The organism is Bacillus solitudinis (assembly GCF_002797395.1).
Lineage (GTDB): Bacteria > Bacillota > Bacilli > Bacillales > Bacillaceae_D > Halalkalibacter_A > Halalkalibacter_A solitudinis.
The window spans coordinates 2,161,719-2,174,985 of record NZ_KZ454943.1 but is presented as its reverse complement, the minus strand read 5'-3'; the positions used below and the strand labels follow the sequence as shown (position 1 = coordinate 2,174,985).

The 13,267-nt window shown below is 40.8% G+C and carries 28 protein-coding genes; all 28 read right to left on the bottom strand.

The genetic code is table 11. The features are described from left to right. Positions 1-7: 7 nt before the first annotated feature. The 28 genes from rpsM to rpsJ all read right to left on the bottom strand — a co-directional run bounded on the left by rpsM (position 8) and on the right by rpsJ (position 13,153). Entirely contained in the window at positions 8-373 is a 366-nt protein-coding gene (rpsM, locus tag CEF19_RS10415; protein ID WP_100406016.1) for a 30S ribosomal protein S13, read from the bottom strand. 22 nt (positions 374-395) lie between these two features. After that, the gene (gene rpmJ / locus CEF19_RS10410) at positions 396-509 is read right to left on the bottom strand and encodes a 50S ribosomal protein L36 (RefSeq protein WP_026688601.1); all 114 of its coding nucleotides are present in this window, start codon (positions 507-509) and stop codon (positions 396-398) included. A 98-nt stretch (positions 510-607) separates the two neighbouring features. Continuing rightward, on the bottom strand, positions 608-826 hold the full coding sequence (gene infA, locus CEF19_RS10405; protein WP_010896341.1) for a translation initiation factor IF-1: 219 nt from the start codon (positions 824-826) through the stop codon (positions 608-610). A 4-nt stretch (positions 827-830) separates the two neighbouring features. Then, entirely contained in the window at positions 831-1,136 is a 306-nt protein-coding gene (locus tag CEF19_RS10400; RefSeq protein ID WP_100406015.1) for a KOW domain-containing RNA-binding protein, read from the bottom strand. A 16-nt stretch (positions 1,137-1,152) separates the two neighbouring features. Beyond that, entirely contained in the window at positions 1,153-1,899 is a 747-nt protein-coding gene (gene map, locus CEF19_RS10395; protein ID WP_100406014.1) for a type I methionyl aminopeptidase, read from the bottom strand. Next, positions 1,896-2,549, bottom strand: coding sequence for an adenylate kinase (locus CEF19_RS10390; protein WP_100406013.1), 654 nt, complete (start codon positions 2,547-2,549; stop codon positions 1,896-1,898). Before CEF19_RS10390 ends, map begins: the two co-directional genes overlap by 4 nt. 76 nt (positions 2,550-2,625) lie before the next feature. Beyond that, positions 2,626-3,918, bottom strand: a complete 1,293-nt coding sequence (gene secY, locus CEF19_RS10385; protein ID WP_100406012.1) for a preprotein translocase subunit SecY — start codon at positions 3,916-3,918, stop codon at positions 2,626-2,628. Then, positions 3,918-4,358: a 50S ribosomal protein L15 gene (gene rplO / locus CEF19_RS10380; RefSeq protein ID WP_100406011.1), complete on the bottom strand. Its 441-nt coding sequence runs from the start codon at positions 4,356-4,358 to the stop codon at positions 3,918-3,920. Before rplO ends, secY begins: the two co-directional genes overlap by 1 nt. A gap of 31 nt (positions 4,359-4,389) precedes the next feature. After that, positions 4,390-4,578, bottom strand: coding sequence for a 50S ribosomal protein L30 (gene rpmD / locus CEF19_RS10375; protein ID WP_100406010.1), 189 nt, complete (start codon positions 4,576-4,578; stop codon positions 4,390-4,392). A 13-nt stretch (positions 4,579-4,591) separates the two neighbouring features. Continuing rightward, the gene (gene rpsE / locus CEF19_RS10370; RefSeq protein ID WP_100406009.1) at positions 4,592-5,092 is read right to left on the bottom strand and encodes a 30S ribosomal protein S5; all 501 of its coding nucleotides are present in this window, start codon (positions 5,090-5,092) and stop codon (positions 4,592-4,594) included. Between the two features lie 21 nt (positions 5,093-5,113). Then, positions 5,114-5,476, bottom strand: coding sequence for a 50S ribosomal protein L18 (gene rplR / locus CEF19_RS10365; RefSeq protein ID WP_100406008.1), 363 nt, complete (start codon positions 5,474-5,476; stop codon positions 5,114-5,116). A 30-nt stretch (positions 5,477-5,506) separates the two neighbouring features. Then, positions 5,507-6,043, bottom strand: coding sequence for a 50S ribosomal protein L6 (rplF, locus tag CEF19_RS10360; protein ID WP_100406007.1), 537 nt, complete (start codon positions 6,041-6,043; stop codon positions 5,507-5,509). Between the two features lie 33 nt (positions 6,044-6,076). Further along, positions 6,077-6,475 carry a 30S ribosomal protein S8 gene (gene rpsH / locus CEF19_RS10355; RefSeq protein WP_100406006.1) on the bottom strand — a complete coding sequence of 133 codons (399 nt, stop codon included), beginning with the start codon at positions 6,473-6,475 and terminating at the stop codon, positions 6,077-6,079. A 28-nt stretch (positions 6,476-6,503) separates the two neighbouring features. Continuing rightward, positions 6,504-6,689, bottom strand: coding sequence for a type Z 30S ribosomal protein S14 (locus CEF19_RS10350; RefSeq protein WP_012957149.1), 186 nt, complete (start codon positions 6,687-6,689; stop codon positions 6,504-6,506). A 32-nt stretch (positions 6,690-6,721) separates the two neighbouring features. Further along, complete coding sequence (rplE, locus tag CEF19_RS10345; RefSeq protein WP_100406005.1) at positions 6,722-7,261, bottom strand: 50S ribosomal protein L5; 540 nt, start codon at positions 7,259-7,261, stop codon at positions 6,722-6,724. A gap of 26 nt (positions 7,262-7,287) precedes the next feature. Continuing rightward, positions 7,288-7,599: a 50S ribosomal protein L24 gene (rplX, locus tag CEF19_RS10340; protein WP_100408277.1), complete on the bottom strand. Its 312-nt coding sequence runs from the start codon at positions 7,597-7,599 to the stop codon at positions 7,288-7,290. 46 nt (positions 7,600-7,645) lie between these two features. Continuing rightward, on the bottom strand, positions 7,646-8,014 hold the full coding sequence (gene rplN, locus CEF19_RS10335) for a 50S ribosomal protein L14 (protein ID WP_100406004.1): 369 nt from the start codon (positions 8,012-8,014) through the stop codon (positions 7,646-7,648). Positions 8,015-8,046: 32 nt separating this feature from the next. Next, complete coding sequence (gene rpsQ / locus CEF19_RS10330; protein WP_100406003.1) at positions 8,047-8,307, bottom strand: 30S ribosomal protein S17; 261 nt, start codon at positions 8,305-8,307, stop codon at positions 8,047-8,049. Between the two features lie 16 nt (positions 8,308-8,323). Further along, complete coding sequence (gene rpmC, locus CEF19_RS10325) at positions 8,324-8,527, bottom strand: 50S ribosomal protein L29 (protein ID WP_100406002.1); 204 nt, start codon at positions 8,525-8,527, stop codon at positions 8,324-8,326. After that, positions 8,517-8,951, bottom strand: a complete 435-nt coding sequence (rplP, locus tag CEF19_RS10320) for a 50S ribosomal protein L16 (protein ID WP_100406001.1) — start codon at positions 8,949-8,951, stop codon at positions 8,517-8,519. Before rplP ends, rpmC begins: the two co-directional genes overlap by 11 nt. A 2-nt stretch (positions 8,952-8,953) precedes the next feature. Continuing rightward, positions 8,954-9,613 (bottom strand): 30S ribosomal protein S3, encoded by a 660-nt coding sequence (gene rpsC, locus CEF19_RS10315; protein ID WP_100406000.1) that lies wholly within the window; start codon positions 9,611-9,613, stop codon positions 8,954-8,956. A gap of 3 nt (positions 9,614-9,616) precedes the next feature. Further along, on the bottom strand, positions 9,617-9,958 hold the full coding sequence (rplV, locus tag CEF19_RS10310; protein ID WP_100405999.1) for a 50S ribosomal protein L22: 342 nt from the start codon (positions 9,956-9,958) through the stop codon (positions 9,617-9,619). A gap of 26 nt (positions 9,959-9,984) precedes the next feature. After that, on the bottom strand, positions 9,985-10,263 hold the full coding sequence (gene rpsS / locus CEF19_RS10305) for a 30S ribosomal protein S19 (protein ID WP_100405998.1): 279 nt from the start codon (positions 10,261-10,263) through the stop codon (positions 9,985-9,987). A gap of 61 nt (positions 10,264-10,324) precedes the next feature. After that, entirely contained in the window at positions 10,325-11,155 is an 831-nt protein-coding gene (gene rplB, locus CEF19_RS10300; protein WP_100405997.1) for a 50S ribosomal protein L2, read from the bottom strand. A 28-nt stretch (positions 11,156-11,183) separates the two neighbouring features. After that, positions 11,184-11,474, bottom strand: a complete 291-nt coding sequence (rplW, locus tag CEF19_RS10295) for a 50S ribosomal protein L23 (protein ID WP_100405996.1) — start codon at positions 11,472-11,474, stop codon at positions 11,184-11,186. Further along, the gene (rplD, locus tag CEF19_RS10290) at positions 11,474-12,097 is read right to left on the bottom strand and encodes a 50S ribosomal protein L4 (RefSeq protein WP_100405995.1); all 624 of its coding nucleotides are present in this window, start codon (positions 12,095-12,097) and stop codon (positions 11,474-11,476) included. The genes rplW and rplD overlap by 1 nt, the downstream gene beginning before the upstream one ends. A gap of 25 nt (positions 12,098-12,122) precedes the next feature. Continuing rightward, entirely contained in the window at positions 12,123-12,752 is a 630-nt protein-coding gene (gene rplC, locus CEF19_RS10285) for a 50S ribosomal protein L3 (RefSeq protein WP_100405994.1), read from the bottom strand. A gap of 92 nt (positions 12,753-12,844) precedes the next feature. Continuing rightward, complete coding sequence (gene rpsJ / locus CEF19_RS10280) at positions 12,845-13,153, bottom strand: 30S ribosomal protein S10 (protein ID WP_100405993.1); 309 nt, start codon at positions 13,151-13,153, stop codon at positions 12,845-12,847. Between the last annotated feature and the right edge of the window lie 114 nt (positions 13,154-13,267).

The following is a 13,267-nucleotide window of genomic DNA, read 5'->3' as shown; positions in this document are numbered from 1 at the left end:
TCCTTTACTACTTTTTCTTATTCGCTACTGTACGACGAGGACCTTTACGTGTACGAGCATTATTTTTAGAGTTTTGACCACGAACTGGTAACCCACGACGGTGACGGACACCACGATACGAACCAATTTCGATTAAACGTTTGATGTTAAGTGAAATCTCACGACGAAGATCCCCTTCAACTCGATAAGCTTCAATTGCTTCACGAATACGGCCTAATTCTTCTTCTGTCAAATCACGAACGCGAGTATCCTCAGATACACCAGCAGTCGCTAAAACTTGAGCTGATTTTGCTTTACCGATTCCATAGATATAAGTAAGTGAAATAACCACTCGCTTATCACGAGGAATATCGACACCTGCAATACGTGCCATATATTTAGCACCTCCTTAAATATTACCCTTGTTTTTGTTTGTGTTTCGGGTTTTCACAAATGACCATAACCGTCCCTTTTCGACGGATAACTTTACACTTTTCACACATAGGTTTGACTGATGGTCTTACCTTCATTTCCGTTTACCTCCTTATGGTACGGAGTGCATCTAATTATCGTTCAATCAGATAAAAGCAAAACTACATCGTTTTGCTAGTCGCTCTCGCAACGCCTATTATTTGTATCGATATGTGATTCGTCCACGAGTTAAATCATATGGCGATAATTCAACAGTCACTTTATCACCAGGTAGAATTCGAATGAAATGCATACGAATCTTCCCGGAGACATGTGCTAAAATTTTATGACCATTTTCTAACTCAACACGAAACATAGCGTTTGGAAGTGGTTCAATTACCGTTCCTTCTACCTCAATAACATCCTCTTTGGCCATGGATTTACTCTCCTTCCTGTAACAATAATTCTTGTTTGAGAAAGTTGCTTATCGCATACCGCAGCTTCCCATTAGTAACACGTCCTGTTTCATCAAAGCTATTGCTTACTTCCTCAGAAATGTAATCCACCAGTTTAATATGATTAATGTTTTTCTTTTTTGGACGATCCACTTTACGTTTATCGCCATCTGCAACACTTACAAAACGATGGTCAAGAAGTTTGACAATAATACTATATTGATTACAATCTCGACCTTTTGTAACTTTTACAATTTGACCGATCTTAGGACTCGGTTCAGAGTCTACCATCGTTCCATCACCCACACTAAACTTTTGTTAAGATTTCATAGCCTGTATCAGTAATTGCAATTGTATGCTCAAAGTGTGCACACTTCTTACCATCTACCGTCACAACCGTCCAGTCATCCGATAACGTACGCACATAGCGATTCCCAGCATTAATCATTGGTTCAATTGCTAAAACCATACCTGTCTTAAGACGTGGACCTTTACCTGGTGGTCCGTAGTGAGGAATTTGTGGGTCTTCATGTAAGTCTTGACCGACTCCATGTCCCACATACTCACGAACAATCGAGAAACCAAAAGGTTCAGCATAAGACTGAATTGCATGTGAGATGTCCGATAAACGCCCACCCGGCAAAGCAAAGTCTAACCCTTTATATAAGGATGCTTCTGTTACCTCTAAAAGTTTCTTATCTTCGTCCGAGACTTCTCCTACTGCATACGTCCAAGCAGAATCTCCGTGATAGCCATTTAGAAATGCCCCAATATCAACACTAATGATGTCGCCATCTTTTAATACGCGCTTTCCAGGAATACCGTGCACCAATTCTTCATTGACTGAAGCGCAGATGCTACCTGTAAATCCATTGTAGCCTTTGAACGAGGGTGTAGCACCGTGTGAACGAATCAACTTTTCTGCAATCTCATCCAATTCTAACGTCGTAATACCCGGTTGAATATGCTCTTTTAACGCAATATGCGTTAAAGCAACGATTTTTCCAGCTTCACGCATGATTTCTATTTCGCGCTTCGTCTTACAAATAATCATGCATGGAGTCCTTTCAGTAGTTCATTTAAATCTTCAAAAACTTTTGAAATATCTTGGTTACCATTTATATTCTTAAGATAGCCCTTTTCTGAATAAAAATCAATTAAAGGCTGTGCTTGACTTTGATTTACTTCAAGACGTTTTTTTACAGTCTCTGGTTTATCATCATCACGTTGGATAAGAGTGCTACCATCGACATCACACTTACCTTCAACCTTTGGAGGATTGAAAACTGTGTGATACGTCTTACCTGAGGTAGGTGATACCCATCTTCCTGTTAAACGCTCCATCAATAACTGTTCTGGAACATCAATGTTCAAAACATAATCAAGAGAACGCCCTAATGAAGAGAGTATTTCCTCTAGTGCCTCCGCTTGAGCAACAGTTCTAGGGAAACCATCTAATAAAAACCCTTTTTCACAATCACTTTGAGAAAGTCTTTCGCGAACAATACCAATTGTTACATCATCAGGAACAAGTTCCCCTGCATCCATAAACGACTTTGCTTTTAAGCCAAGTTCAGTCTCGTCTTTAATTGCAGCGCGAAACATATCACCCGTTGAAATATGAGGAACCCCATAATTCTCAACAATACGCTCAGCCTGAGTACCTTTTCCAGCACCCGGTAAACCCATCAAAATCAGATTCATATAAAAATACCTCCATCGTACCGTCTTAACAACATAAGGCGAACGGGAAGTCATGACTCCCCTCTTGTTCCCCTTGTTACTTAATAAACCCTTTATAAGAACGCTTGATAAGCTGACTCTCAATCTGTTTCATCGTGTCTAATGCTACACCAACAACGATTAATAATCCAGTACCACCAATTTGAATAGCCGGCGGTAATTCCATTAACCTTGTAAAGAATACAGGAATGACAGCAACAACTGCCAAGAAGAGTGCACCAACAAACGTTAAACGGTATAAAATGCGTGTTAAGTACTCTTGTGTTGTACGTCCGGGACGAATGCCTGGAATATATCCACCTTGTTTTTTAAGGTTTTCAGCCATTTGTTCCGGGTTAACTTGTATAAATGTATAAAAATACGTAAAGCCGATAATTAAAGCAGCATAGAAAATCATTCCATAAGGATTTGTATAGTCAAATACCCGTGTTACCCAAGCGGCGATTGCATTATCCGTTCCAAAAAAGCCAGCGACTGTTGGTGGAAAGATAAACAAAGACATTGCGAAGATAACTGGAATAACACCAGAAGCATTAACTTTTAAAGGCAAGTGAGTAGATTGACCACCAACAGGACTACGACCAACTAAACGTTTTGCATATTGAACTGGAATCTTACGTAAAGCTTGCTGAACAAAAATGACACCAACAATTATAGCCAAAATCGCTAAAGCAAGTAAAAGAACTGTTACAATACTAAGAAATAACTGTTCTCCTGCATTCTCAATCTGAGTTGCATATACTTGGTTAATACCATTTGGAATTCCTGCAGCAATACCTCCAAAGATGATAATCGAGATACCATTCCCGACACCTTTAGCTGTAATTTGTTCACCAAGCCACATAAGAAAGGCAGTTCCAGCAGTTAATACCAGTGCTATAAATAAATATGTTTGAATGCTTGGATTTGGAATAAGCCCTGGAAAGAGCGTATTAAAACCAATAGACATTCCTAAAGCTTGAATAAAACCTAAAACGATCGTTCCATATCGAGTAAACTGTGCTAACTTGCGTCGACCGGCTTCTCCCTGTTTTGCCCATTCTGCGAACTTAGGTACAACATCCATTTGTAACAACTGAACAACAATAGAAGCTGTAATATAAGGCATGATACCCATCGCAAAAATAGAGAAGTTTCCTAACGCTCCACCACCAAAGGTATTTAAAAAGCCAAACGCATTTGCTTGGTCCATAAAATTTAAAGCGGTGCTATCTGCACCAGGAACAGGAATAAAGCTTCCAATACGAAAAACAATAAGCATGAGTAGGGTGAAAAGCACTTTTTGGCGTAAATCACCCACTCGAAAAATGTTGGAGATCGTCTTAATCATTAAATCACCTCAGTTTTTCCGCCAGCAGCTTCAATTGCCTCGACAGCAGATGCAGAAAACTTATGTGCTTTGACAGATAGGTTCTTTTCAATCTTGCCGTTACCTAAAATCTTAATACCATCCTTCACGTTCTTCACAACACCGGTTTCGATAAGAAGTTCAGGAGTTACCTCGGCACCCGCATCAAAGCGGTTAAGCGCCTCAAGGTTAAGAACTGAATATTCTTTACGAGTTGGGTTTGTAAAACCACGCTTCGGTAAACGACGGTACAAAGGATTTTGACCACCTTCGAAACCTGGACGAACACCACCGCCAGAACGAGAGTTTTGACCTTTATGTCCTCTTCCAGATGTTTTACCATTTCCAGAGCCAATTCCACGACCTACGCGATTGCGTACTTTACGTGAACCTTCTGCAGGCTTCAACTCATGAAGTTTCATGTTGACACCTCCTCATGTATAAATTAAGCTATTAAGCTTCGATTTCTTTCACTGTTAACAAGTGAGAAACCTTGTTTACCATACCGCGAATCGCTGCGTTATCTTCTTGGATAACTGAATGATGCATTTTACGTAATCCAAGTGTATTTACTGTAACGCGTTGGTCTTCCGGACGTCCGATTAGACTACGAGTGAGGGTAATTTCTAATTTCTTAGCCATTTACTTTCCCCCCTTATCCTAATAGTTCTTCCACTGTTTTACCGCGTAATTTCGCTACTTCTTCGGCCTTTTTCATACCTTTAAGACCTTCCATTGTTGCACGTACCATGTTGATTGGGTTATTTGAACCCAATGATTTAGAAAGAATATCACCAACACCTGCAAGATCTAGTACTGCACGTACAGGTCCACCCGCGATAACTCCAGTACCCTCAGAAGCTGGTTTAAGTAATACTCGACCTGCTCCAAAATGTCCAAGAATTTCGTGTGGAATTGTTGTACCTACGATAGGTACTTCAATGAGGTTTTTCTTTGCATCTTCAACTGCTTTACGGATTGCTTCAGGAACTTCCTGAGCTTTACCCATACCAAACCCAACATGACCGTTTTTATCGCCAACAACAACCAATGCAGCAAAGCGGAATCGACGTCCACCTTTAACTACTTTTGCTACACGATTGACTGCTACTACTTTTTCTTCAAGTTCCAACGTATTAGGGTCAATACGACGCATTCGTTTTCCCTCCTTTGTTCTTTAGAATTGCAAGCCCGCTTCACGCGCTGCATCTGCTAATGTTGCTACACGGCCGTGATATACATATCCACCACGGTCAAACACAACAACTTTATGACCATTTTCAATCGCACGTTTCGCTACAAGTTCACCAACTTGTTTCGCAGCGTCTTTGTTTCCACCGTTCTCAACATTGATCTCTTTATCCAGTGATGAAGCTGAAGCAAGAGTTACACCATTTACGTCATCGATAAGCTGTGCGTAAATGTTTTTTGAAGAACGGAAAACATTAAGACGTGGACGTTCAGGTGTTCCTGTTATCGCACGACGAACATGAGCGTGTCTTTTCTTACGTGCCGAGTTTTTATTAGGCTTCGTAATCATTGAACGTCATTCCTTTCCGTAAGTTAATGATTATTTACCAGTCTTACCTTCTTTACGACGTACATATTCACCTTCATAACGAATCCCTTTACCTTTATATGGCTCTGGAAGACGTACTGAGCGGATGTTTGACGCAAGTGCTCCTACGCGCTCTTTATCGATTCCCTTAACAATCACTTTCGTGTTTGAAGGTACTTCGATTTCGATTCCTTGTTCAGGTTCGATTTCAACTGGATGAGAATATCCTACATTTAGTACAAGTTTTTGTCCGGACTTCGTTGCGCGATAACCAACACCAATAAGTTCAAGACCGCGTTCAAAACCTTTCGTAACGCCCTCAACCATATTGTTGATTAAACTACGAGTTGTTCCGTGAAGAGCTCTATGTTCCTTATTATCAGAAGGACGCTCAACAACAACTTGATTTTCTTCTACATTAATTTTCATGTCTTGGTGAAGATTACGTTTCAATTCACCTTTAGGACCTTTAACCGTCATTAATGTTCCGTCAAGTGTAATCGTTACACCACTAGGAACCTCAACTGGCTTTTTACCAATACGAGACATTCTTGTACACCTCCATTCATTTCAAGGATTGCATTACCAAACGTATGCTAATACTTCGCCGCCGACTTGTTGTCCGCGTGCTTCCTTGTCTGTCATTACGCCTTTAGATGTTGATACAAGCGCAATTCCAAGCCCACCAAGTACACGTGGTAATTCTCCAGCCTTCGCATACACACGAAGTCCTGGCTTACTGATGCGCTTAAGGCCAGTAATTACTCTTTCATTTGTTACACCGTACTTTAAGAAAATACGGATAACACCTTGCTTACTGTCTTCAATATATTCATAGTCACGGATAAAGCCTTCTCGCTTAAGAATATCAGCGATCTCCTTCTTCACCTTTGAAGCAGGCAATTCTAGCTTCTCGTGACGAACCGTGTTCGCATTACGAATACGAGTCAGCATATCTGCAATTGGATCTGTCATGACCATAATGTTAACCTCCTTCCCGTTCTTGGGCTTACCAACTAGCTTTCTTCACACCAGGAATTTGCCCTTTGTGAGCAAGCTCTCTGAAGCAAATCCGGCAAAGTTTAAACTTACGTAATACTGAATGAGGACGACCGCAACGTTCACAGCGAGTATACTCTTGTACTTTATACTTCTGTGTGCGTTTTTGCTTTGCAATCATTGATTTCTTCGCCAACGTTTTCCCTCCTCTTCGTAAATATCATTAAATTATTTTTGAAATGGCATTCCCATTTGTGTTAATAATTCACGAGCTTCTTCATCCGTATTAGCTGTTGTTACGATAACAACATCCATACCGCGAACTTTATCAACTTTATCGTAGTTGACTTCCGGGAAAATTAATTGTTCTTTTACACCAAGTGTGTAGTTACCACGACCATCAAAAGCTTTCTTTGAAATACCGCGGAAATCACGTACACGTGGTAAAGATACACTCACTAATTTATCAAGAAATTCATACATACGCTCGCCACGAAGGGTAACTTTCGCACCAATTGGCATACCTTCACGTAGCTTGAAACCTGCGATAGATTTTTTAGCTTTTGTAATTAGTGGTTTTTGTCCAGTGATTTCAGCTAACTCTTCAACAGCTTTATCTAAAGCTTTAGCATTAGAAACTGCATCACCAACACCCATGTTAACAACGATTTTTTCCAATTTTGGTACCGCCATAACAGATGAGTAATTAAACTTCTCAACTAGAGAAGGGACGATTTCTTGTGAATACTTCTCTTTTAATCGGTTCATACGATTGACCTCCTTTCACACTCTGACTACTTATCTAAAGACTCGCCAGACTTTTTAGCAATACGTACTTTATTTCCATCTTTTTCACTAAAACCTACACGAGTAGGTTCGCCTGATTTAGGGTCAATAGGCATAACGTTTGAAGAATGAATCAGCGCTTCTTGAGTCAAGATACCACCTTGTGGATTATCCTGAGATGGCTTCGCGTGTTTCTTCACTACGTTTACACCTTCAACAAGAACGCGACTTTTCTTAGGAAACGCTTCTAAAACCACACCTTGTTTCCCTTTGTCTTTACCAGAGATGACCTTTACTGTGTCACCTTTTTTGACATGCATTTTCGCCATGTTCGCACCTCCTTGACAGGGCCTTTCCATAATCTATTTAGATAACTTCTGGAGCAAGAGACACAATCTTCATGAATTGATTGTCACGAAGCTCACGTGCTACTGGTCCGAAAATACGAGTTCCGCGTGGGCTTTTATCATCACGTACAATAACAGCAGCATTCTCATCAAACTTAATATAAGAACCATCTTTACGACGCGCACCACTCTTCGTACGAACGATAACAGCTTTAACTACTTCACCCTTTTTGACAACGCCACCTGGTGTTGCTTGTTTCACCGAACAAACGATAATATCACCAATGTTAGCAGTCTTACGACCAGAGCCACCAAGCACCTTGATACATAGTACTTCACGTGCACCAGAGTTGTCAGCAACTTTTAAACGGGATTCTTGTTGAATCATGCGATCTTACCTCCCTTCGAATAAGGACTATATTAAATAATAACCGATTCTTCTACGATTTCTACTAAGCGGAAACGTTTATCTTTTGAAAGAGGGCGTGTTTCCATGATTTTAACAACATCACCAATTTTAGCAGTGTTCTCTTCGTCATGAGCCTTAAACTTTTTAGAGTACTTTACACGCTTTCCATAAAGACGGTCTTTCTTATATGTTTCTACAAGAACAGAAATCGTTTTATCCATCTTGTCAGAAACGACGCGCCCTGTGTAAACCTTACGTTGGTTGCGTTCCATTCAGCAAACCTCCTTTTTAACCGTTGTTGATTCCAAGCTCACGTTCACGCAAAACAGTTTTTGCACGAGCAATTGCTTTACGAACTTCACGAATACGGGTTGGATTATCCAATTGACCTGTCGCTAGTTGAAAGCGAAGGTTAAACAATTCATCTTTAAGTGACTTCGTTTTTTGCTCAATTTCAGCAGTGGTCAAATTACGAATATCATTAGCTTTCATTTGCGTCACCACCCACTTCTTCACGTTTTACAAACTTACATTTAATAGGTAATTTATGAGAAGCAAGACGTAAAGCCTCACGAGCTACTTCTTCAGAAACACCAGCAATTTCAAACATAATCTTACCAGGTTTTACTACGGCAACCCAACCTTCAGGAGCCCCTTTACCAGAACCCATTCGAACTTCAAGTGGCTTTGCAGTGTATGGCTTAGAAGGGAAAATCTTAATCCAAACCTTACCACCACGCTTCATGTAACGAGTCATCGCAATACGAGCAGACTCAATTTGACGGTTAGTAATCCATGAAGCTTCTACAGCTTGCAATCCATACTCACCGAAATGTACTTCAGTACCGCCTTTTGCACGTCCGCGCATATTTCCGCGATGTTCGCGACGGTATTTTACACGTTTTGGTAATAACATGATTAGTTGCCTCCTTCCTCTTTTTTCGTTCCTTTCGTTGGAAGGACTTCACCACGATAAATCCAGATTTTAACGCCTAGCTTACCGTATGTTGTATCAGCTTCAGCTGTACCATAATCGATATCAGCACGAAGTGTGTGAAGTGGAACAGTTCCTTCGCTATAATGTTCAGAACGCGCGATATCAGCACCACCAAGACGACCAGATACTTGAGTTTTAATACCCTTTGCACCTGAACGCATAGTACGTTGGATAGCTTGCTTCATAGCACGACGGAACGAAATACGATTCTCTAATTGACGAGCAATATTCTCAGCAACAAGCTTCGCATCTAAATCAGCTTGCTTTACTTCGAAAATGTTAATGTGTACTCTTTTGCCTGTAAGTTCGTTTAGTGCTTTACGCAGTGCTTCAACTTCTGAACCACCTTTTCCGATCACCATTCCTGGTTTAGCAGTAGAAATTGTAATGTTTACGCGGTTAGCAGCACGTTCGATTTCAACTTTAGACAAAGAAGCAACTTTTAAACGTTTTTCAATGTATTCACGAATTTTGATGTCTTCATGAAGTAAATCTGCATAATCTTTTTCTGCGAACCATTTTGATTCCCAGTCACGAATGACTCCTACCCGAAGTCCTATCGGATTGATTTTTTGACCCACGCGTTATCCCTCCTTCTTTTCAGTAACTACTAATGTAATATGACTTGTGCGTTTATTTATACGACTAGCACGACCCATCGCACGTGGACGGAAACGTTTCAAAGTTACTCCCTCGTCGACAAACACTTCGCTAATCACAAGATTGTTTGGCTCCATCTCATAGTTGTGCTCCGCATTCGCGATTGCAGAATTTAATAACTTTTCCACAACTGGTGAAGCAGACTTTGGTGTATGGCGAAGAATTGCAATCGCCTCTCCAACTTGCTTACCGCGAATTAGGTCAACAACTAAACGAACTTTACGAGGAGCAATACGAATTTGTTTTGCTACAGCTTTAGCTTGCATAGCCTGGACCTCCTCTCTAACTTAGCTTAACGTCTAGTTTTCTTATCATCAGAAGCATGGCCTTTGTACGTACGACTAGGCGCAAACTCACCAAGCTTGTGACCCACCATGTCTTCAGATACATAAACCGGAACATGCTTACGGCCATCATAAACTGCAATTGTATGACCAATAAACTCAGGGAAAATCGTTGAACGGCGAGACCAAGTTTTAATCACTCGCTTATCTTCAGTTCCATTCATTACTTCAACTTTTTTCATCAAATGATCATCGACAAAAGGTCCCTTTTTCAAACTACGACCCATGAGAAAACCTCCCTTCGCGATTGTAGAACGGTTCTAGTCTTAGAACCGTACTGCAACCTCGTTATTTTTTACGACGACGTACAATATACTTATCAGAAGCTTTGTTCTTCTTACGCGTTTTGTAACCAAGCGTCGGCTTACCCCAAGGTGACATTGGCGACTTACGTCCGATAGGAGAACGACCTTCACCACCACCATGTGGGTGATCATTCGGGTTCATAACAGAACCACGAACAGTTGGACGCTTACCTAACCAGCGAGAACGACCAGCTTTACCAATATTGATAAGCTCATGTTCTAAGTTACCAACTTGACCGATTGTAGCACGACAAGTTGCTAATACATAACGAGTTTCACCAGAATTCAAACGAACTAATACGTAGTCGCCTTCTTTACCAAGAAGTTGAGCTTCCGTACCAGCTGAACGTACTAGCTGTCCACCTTTACCGGGTTTCAACTCGATGTTGTGTATCACTGTACCAACTGGAATATTCTTAAGTGGTAATGTATTACCTACTTTAATATCAGCTTCTGGCCCAGATTCAATCATCAAACCAACTTTAAGACCTTTTGGAGCAAGGATATAACGCTTTTCTCCATCGGCATAGTTGATTAAAGCAATATTCGCTGTACGGTTTGGATCATACTCAATCGTAGCAACGCGTCCTGGAATTCCATCTTTGTTACGCTTAAAGTCAATTACACGATACTGACGTTTATGTCCGCCACCTTGATGACGTACCGTTAATTTACCTTGGTTGTTACGACCACCTTTTTTGTGTAAAGGCGCAAGTAACGACTTCTCCGGCTTATCCGTTGTGATTTCCGCAAAATCTGAAACGGACATACCACGACGACCAGCACTGGTCGGTTTATACTTTTTAATTGCCATGTTCAGTTCCCTCCTTCACTCTTAAACTTTATACACCTTCGAAAAATTCTAACTCTTTGCTTTCAGCAGTTAATGTAACAATTGCTTTTTTACGACGAGCAGTAAAACCCGTGTAACGTCCAAAGCGTTTAGATTTTCCTTTATAGTTCATTGTGTTAACTTTTTCAACTTTCACTTCAAAGATTTCTTCAACAGCATCTTTGATTTGAGTTTTGTTCGCACGAACATCTACATCGAATGTATACTTTTTCTCACCCATTAGGTCAGTTGAACGTTCTGTAATTACGGGGCGCTTAATGATATCACGAGCGTTTGACATTACGCAAGCACCTCCTCTACCTTTTCAACGGCCTCTTTAGTGATGACAAGCTTATCATGCTTAAGCACATCAAGTACGTTAACTCCGCTAGCTGTAACAAAAGTCACACCCGGTAAGTTGCGTAATGATAATGCAACTGTATCATTGTAGTCTGCTGTTACAACAAGAGCTTTACTATCAATAGATAAGCCTGAAAGGACATTTACCATATCCTTTGTTTTTGCTGTATCAAACTTTAAATCTTCTAAAACAATGATTTCAGCAGATTTCACCTTGCTAGAAAGTGCTGATTTAATCGCTAAACGACGAACCTTTTTAGGAAGGTTGTAGCTGTAGCTTCTTGGTGTTGGACCAAAAACTACACCACCACCAACCCACTGTGGTGAACGAATCGAACCTTGACGGGCACGACCTGTACCTTTTTGACGCCATGGTTTACGTCCGCCGCCGCGAACTTCAGAACGTCCTTTTGTTTTGTGAGTACCTTGACGAAGTGATGCCTGTTGCATCACAACAGCGTCATGAAGTACACTTTCGTTTGGCTCAATGCCAAAAACCGATTCTGATAACTCAATATCCCCTACTTGTGAACCAGTCTGGTTATATAATGCTACTTTCGGCATGATGTGTCCTCCTTTCTTTCAGTCTTTATTTTACTTTAATCGCAGTTTGAACAGTTACGTAGCTTTTTCTAGCTCCAGGTACATTACCTTTTACCAAAAGTAAGTTACGCTCTGTGTCAACTTTGACGATTTCAAGATTTTGAATTGTAATTTGCTCTCCACCCATACGTCCAGGTAATGCTTTACCTTTGAAAACGCGGTTTGGAGCAACAGGACCCATCGAACCTGGGCGACGGTGGTAACGAGAACCATGGGACATAGGCCCGCGAGATTGGTTATGGCGCTTAATGGCACCTTGGAAACCTTTACCCTTAGACTGTCCAGTAACGTCTACTACGTCACCTTCTGCAAATGTATCAACCTTAACCTCTTGACCTACTTCAAAGTCGCCAAGAACTACGTTACGGATTTCCTTGATGAAGCGCTTAGGAGCCGTGTTTGCTTTTGCAGCATGGCCTTGAGCTGGTTTGTTTGAATTTGCTTTCTTTTGATCAGCAAAACCGATTTGGATTGCTTCGTATCCGTCAGATTCAACTGTTTTTAATTGAAGTACCACGTTTGGTTCTGCTTCAATTACTGTTACAGGAATGACTTCACCATTTTCAGAAAACACTTGAGTCATACCAATTTTTCTACCTAAGATTCCTTTGGACATCCGTTACACCTCCTATAAAAAACGTATTATTTTTATGCCATTTTCATATACTTCATATATAGTTGTTTCAATTAATATAGAAGAAACTTCTATTAGAGTTTAATTTCAATATCAACGCCAGACGGTAAATCCAAACGCATAAGTGCATCCACAGTTTGTGGTGTTGGATTCACAATATCAATTAAGCGCTTGTGAGTACGCATCTCGAACTGTTCACGAGCGTCTTTATACTTGTGCACCGCACGAAGTACAGTATACACCGACTTCTCAGTTGGAAGTGGAATCGGTCCAGAAACATTAGCACCTGAACGTTTTGCTGTTTCAACAATCTTTTCTGCAGATTGATCAAGTACACGGTGATCATACGCTTTTAAACGAATGCGAATCTTTTGCTTTGCCATTATAGCCCCTCCTTTTTCGTCCATTTTATAAACAGACATACTCCGCGAAAATTTCCTACTCCCTGCCATGGCAATGGGGCCGGGTGTATCAGCAACCTTCCGCATCATCGCTGC

Bases quoted from the DNA above. Each gene is read 5' to 3' on its own strand.
- rpmD (WP_100406010.1), bottom strand. From the start codon at position 4,578: ATGGCTAAGAAATTAGAAATTACCCTCACTCGTAGTCTAATCGGACGT.
- rplE (WP_100406005.1), bottom strand. From the start codon at position 7,261: ATGAACCGATTAAAAGAGAAGTATTCACAAGAAATCGTCCCTTCTCTA.
- CEF19_RS10400 (WP_100406015.1), bottom strand. From the start codon at position 1,136: ATGGTAGACTCTGAACCGAGTCCTAAGATCGGTCAAATTGTAAAAGTT.
- rplD (WP_100405995.1), bottom strand. From the start codon at position 12,097: ATGCCGAAAGTAGCATTATATAACCAGACTGGTTCACAAGTAGGGGAT.
- rplO (WP_100406011.1), bottom strand. From the start codon at position 4,358: ATGAAACTTCATGAGTTGAAGCCTGCAGAAGGTTCACGTAAAGTACGC.
- rplF (WP_100406007.1), bottom strand. From the start codon at position 6,043: ATGTCTCGTATTGGTAAAAAGCCAGTTGAGGTTCCTAGTGGTGTAACG.
- rplR (WP_100406008.1), bottom strand. From the start codon at position 5,476: ATGATTACGAAGCCTAATAAAAACTCGGCACGTAAGAAAAGACACGCT.
- rplP (WP_100406001.1), bottom strand. From the start codon at position 8,951: ATGTTATTACCAAAACGTGTAAAATACCGTCGCGAACATCGCGGAAAT.
- rplC (WP_100405994.1), bottom strand. From the start codon at position 12,752: ATGTCCAAAGGAATCTTAGGTAGAAAAATTGGTATGACTCAAGTGTTT.
- rpsJ (WP_100405993.1), bottom strand. From the start codon at position 13,153: ATGGCAAAGCAAAAGATTCGCATTCGTTTAAAAGCGTATGATCACCGT.
- map (WP_100406014.1), bottom strand. From the start codon at position 1,899: ATGATTATTTGTAAGACGAAGCGCGAAATAGAAATCATGCGTGAAGCT.
- rpmJ (WP_026688601.1), bottom strand. From the start codon at position 509: ATGAAGGTAAGACCATCAGTCAAACCTATGTGTGAAAAGTGTAAAGTT.
- rpsH (WP_100406006.1), bottom strand. From the start codon at position 6,475: ATGGTCATGACAGATCCAATTGCAGATATGCTGACTCGTATTCGTAAT.
- infA (WP_010896341.1), bottom strand. From the start codon at position 826: ATGGCCAAAGAGGATGTTATTGAGGTAGAAGGAACGGTAATTGAACCA.
- rpsQ (WP_100406003.1), bottom strand. From the start codon at position 8,307: ATGGAACGCAACCAACGTAAGGTTTACACAGGGCGCGTCGTTTCTGAC.
- CEF19_RS10390 (WP_100406013.1), bottom strand. From the start codon at position 2,549: ATGAATCTGATTTTGATGGGTTTACCGGGTGCTGGAAAAGGTACTCAG.
- rplB (WP_100405997.1), bottom strand. From the start codon at position 11,155: ATGGCAATTAAAAAGTATAAACCGACCAGTGCTGGTCGTCGTGGTATG.
- rpsS (WP_100405998.1), bottom strand. From the start codon at position 10,263: ATGGGTCGTAGTTTGAAAAAGGGACCTTTTGTCGATGATCATTTGATG.
- rplW (WP_100405996.1), bottom strand. From the start codon at position 11,474: ATGTCAAACGCTCGTGATATCATTAAGCGCCCCGTAATTACAGAACGT.
- rpsM (WP_100406016.1), bottom strand. From the start codon at position 373: ATGGCACGTATTGCAGGTGTCGATATTCCTCGTGATAAGCGAGTGGTT.
- rplN (WP_100406004.1), bottom strand. From the start codon at position 8,014: ATGATTCAACAAGAATCCCGTTTAAAAGTTGCTGACAACTCTGGTGCA.
- secY (WP_100406012.1), bottom strand. From the start codon at position 3,918: ATGATTAAGACGATCTCCAACATTTTTCGAGTGGGTGATTTACGCCAA.
- rplX (WP_100408277.1), bottom strand. From the start codon at position 7,599: ATGCATGTCAAAAAAGGTGACACAGTAAAGGTCATCTCTGGTAAAGAC.
- rpsE (WP_100406009.1), bottom strand. From the start codon at position 5,092: ATGCGTCGTATTGACCCTAATACGTTGGAACTTGAAGAAAAAGTAGTA.
- rpmC (WP_100406002.1), bottom strand. From the start codon at position 8,527: ATGAAAGCTAATGATATTCGTAATTTGACCACTGCTGAAATTGAGCAA.
- rplV (WP_100405999.1), bottom strand. From the start codon at position 9,958: ATGCAAGCTAAAGCTGTAGCAAAACAAATTCGTATTGCTCCTCGTAAA.